Source organism: Skermanella sp., assembly GCF_059503625.1.
In genome coordinates, this window is record NZ_JCACHA010000210.1 from 1 (window position 1) to 3,323 (window position 3,323).

Sequence of the window (3,323 nt, forward strand, 5' to 3'; positions counted from 1 at the left end):
GATCTCAAGATGGAGAACTGGTTCAAGGGTTGAGCCTCAGTCGCGCAGTGCTGAAGATAGCCACAGAAAAAGGCCGCCCCGGTTTCCCGGAGCGGCCTTTTCCATTTCACACATCACACCCGCAGCTTACGCCACGTTGGGCCGGTTTTCCGGCAGGCCCGGCATGACGCTCTCGCTGCCGTCGTGCTCGACATGGGTGGTTTCCCGGTCGCGCTCGGCGGCGATCTGCTTCAGACGGTTGACGACCGAACCCGTACCGGCGGGGATCAGGCGGCCGACGATCACGTTCTCCTTCAGGCCGTCCAGGTTGTCCACGCGGCCCGAGACTGCTGCCTCGGTCAGCACGCGGGTCGTTTCCTGGAACGACGCGGCGGAGATGAACGACTTGGTCTGCAACGAAGCCTTGGTGATGCCCTGGAGGACAGGCCGTGCCTTCGCCGCACGGAGCTGGACGCCATCGGCACCCGCTTCCGCAATGACCTTCTCGTTCTCGATGTCGAACTCCTGACGGTCCACCTGCTCGCCCACCAGGAAGGTGGTATCGCCGGCGTCCTCGATCTCGACCTTTTGCAGCATCTGGCGAACGATCACCTCGATGTGCTTGTCGTTGATCTTCACGCCCTGCAAGCGATAGACCTCCTGGATCTCATTGGTGAGGTAGGCGGCCAGCGCCTCCACACCCATGACCGCCAGGATGTCGTGCGGCACGGGGTTGCCGTCCATCAGCAGGTCGCCACGCTGGACGTAGTCGCCTTCCTGAACCGAGATGTGCTTGCCCTTGGGAATCAGGTATTCCTTGGGCTGCTCGCTCTCGTCATTCGGGACGACCACGATCCGGCGCTTCGTCTTGTAGTCCTTGCCGAACTCGACCCGTCCGTCGGTCTCCGAGATGATCGCGAAGTCCTTGGGACGGCGGGCTTCGAACAGCTCGGCGACGCGCGGCAGACCACCGGTGATGTCACGCGTCTTGGAGCCTTCACGCGGGATACGAGCCAGCGTGTCGCCTGCCCGGACGCGGGCACCGTTCTCGATCGACAGGATGGCATCGACCGACAGGTAGTAACGCGCTTCGACGCCGTTGGGCAGCTTGACGATGTCGCCCTTCTCGTCGCGCAAGGTGATGCGCGGCTTGAGGTCGGCACCGCGCGGCTGCTGCCGCCAATCGACCACGACCTTGCTCGAAATGCCGGTCGCCTCGTCCATCACTTCGCGGACGGAGACGCCCTCGATCAGATCGACATAGGCGGCGACACCCTCGCGCTCGGTGATGATCGGCAGGGTGTACGGGTCCCACTCGGCCAGCTTGTGACCGCGCACGACCTTCTCGTTCTCGCCCGCCAGCAGCTTGGCACCGTAGGGAATACGGTGACGCGCCTTCTCGCGGCCCTGATCGTCCACCAGCACCAGTTCGCAGTTACGGCCCATCACGACGGGCACGCCTTCGGAGTTCATGACGACGTTGCGGTTCTTGATCTGCAAGGTCGCATCGAACGCCGCCTCGACCGAGGACTGCTCGGCGCCGCGCTGGGCGGCACCGCCGATATGGAAGGTACGCATCGTGAGCTGCGTGCCCGGCTCGCCGATCGACTGGGCGGCGATGACGCCGACGGCCTCACCGACGTTGACCAGCGTGCCACGGGCCAGATCGCGGCCGTAGCACTTGGCGCAGACGCCGTCGCGGGTGTGGCAGGTCAGGATCGAACGGATCAGCACCGAGTCGATGCCGGCCTGCTCGACCTTGTCCACCAGCGCCTCGTCGATCAGTTCGCCGGCGCCGACGACCACTTCGCCGGTCAGCGGGTTCTTCAGATCGATCGCCGAGGTACGGCCGAGGATACGCTCCGACAGGGGCGAGATCACCTCGCCGCCGTCGATCACGGCCTTGACGGTGATGCCGTCGGTGGTGCCGCAATCGACTTCGACGATGATCGCGTCCTGCGCCACGTCAACCAGACGACGGGTCAGGTAACCCGAGTTCGCCGTCTTCAAGGCGGTGTCGGCCAGACCCTTACGGGCACCGTGGGTGGAGTTGAAGTACTCCAGCACGGTCAGGCCTTCCTTGAAGTTCGAGATGATCGGCGTCTCGATGATCTCACCCGACGGCTTGGCCATCAGGCCGCGCATGCCGGCAAGCTGCTTGATCTGAGCCGCCGAACCACGCGCACCGGAGTGCGCCATCATGTAGACCGAGTTGATGCCCTGACCCGGACGGTCCTTCTTGATCACGTCCATCATCGCGTTCGCCACCTTTTCGGTGGTGTCCGACCAGACGTCGACGACCTTGTTGTACTTTTCGCCCTGGGTGATCAGGCCGTCCAGATACTGCTGCTCGTACTCCTTGACCCGCTCCTGGGCGTCGGCGACCAGAGCCGCCTTTTCCGGCGGGATGACCATGTCGTCCTTGCCGAACGAGATGCCGGCGCGGCAGGCGTGGCCGAAGCCCAGCTTCATCAGGCGGTCGGCGAAGATCACCGTCTCTTTCTGGCCGCAGTGACGGTAGACCAGATCGATGACGTTGGTGATCTCCTTCTTGGTCAGCACGCGGTTGATGACCGAGAACGGCACCATCTTGTTGCGCGGCAGGATCTCGGACAGCAGCATGCGGCCCGGCGTGGTCTCCAGGCGAACGGTGATGGGGTTGCCCTCATCGTCGATCGTCTTGTACCGCGCCTTGACGCGTGCGTGCATGCTGACGGCCTTGCTGTCGAGCGCCTGCTGGATCTCGCCGACATTGGCGAAAGCCATGCCCTCGCCCTTTTCGCCCGGCCGGTCCATCGTGATGTAGTACAGACCCAGGACGATGTCCTGGCTGGGAACGATGATCGGCTTGCCGTTGGCGGGCGACAGGATGTTGTTGGTCGACATCATCAGGACGCGCGCTTCGAGCTGGGCTTCCAGCGACAGCGGCACGTGGACCGCCATCTGGTCGCCGTCGAAGTCGGCATTGAAGGCCGTGCAGACCAGCGGATGCAGCTGGATCGCCTTGCCTTCGATCAGCGTCGGCTCGAACGCCTGGATGCCCAGCCGGTGCAGGGTCGGTGCGCGGTTCAGCAGCACCGGATGCTCGCGGATGACCTCTTCCAGGATGTCCCAGACTTCCGGACGCTCCTTCTCCACCATGCGCTTCGCCGCCTTGATGGTCGAAGCCATCCCGTACAGCTCGAGCTTGGCGTAGATGAAGGGCTTGAACAGCTCAAGCGCCATCTTCTTGGGCAGGCCGCACTGGTGCAGCTTCAGCTCCGGACCGACCACGATGACCGAACGGCCGGAATAGTCGACGCGCTTGCCGAGCAGGTTCTGCCGGAACCGGCCCTGCTTGCCCT

At 64.0% G+C, this 3,323-nt stretch carries 1 protein-coding gene; it reads right to left on the reverse strand.

Annotation, left to right across the window (positions count from 1 at the left end):
- Positions 1–126: 126 nt before the first annotated feature.
- The coding region (rpoC, locus tag AC5JJ6_RS05285) for a DNA-directed RNA polymerase subunit beta' (RefSeq protein WP_496041039.1) at positions 127–3,323 on the reverse strand (3,197 nt) is incomplete at its 5' end.